Raw genomic sequence first — 255 nt, forward strand, 5'->3', positions numbered from 1 at the left:
GTTTGGTTTGGCTCTTTTGCCGTTGGGTTAAACGTGTCACTTTGTTTCTTAACTGTGACAGGGACTTCTACTTCATCTTCCGTTCCATCTGGATAGTGGACTAAGGCTACTCCTGGATGACTGCCCGGTGTGTTCACAACTGGTGTGTCTTTCCATGTAACAGTTGTGCCTTCTGGTAAGCCGGTTTTGTTTACACTTACTTCTGGATCTGGTACGTGTCCATTGTCCACTTCTTGAGGGATTCCAGTTGGTGTG

1 protein-coding gene is annotated in these 255 nt (G+C 46.7%); it reads right to left on the reverse strand.

What is annotated here, in order from left to right:
• Positions 1-255 (reverse strand): Rib/alpha-like domain-containing protein (locus L0P31_RS09310; RefSeq protein ID WP_283218090.1); only part of this gene is annotated, 255 nt, incomplete at both ends.

This window comes from Streptococcus mitis, from assembly GCF_022137125.1.
Lineage (GTDB): Bacteria > Bacillota > Bacilli > Lactobacillales > Streptococcaceae > Streptococcus > Streptococcus mitis_CE.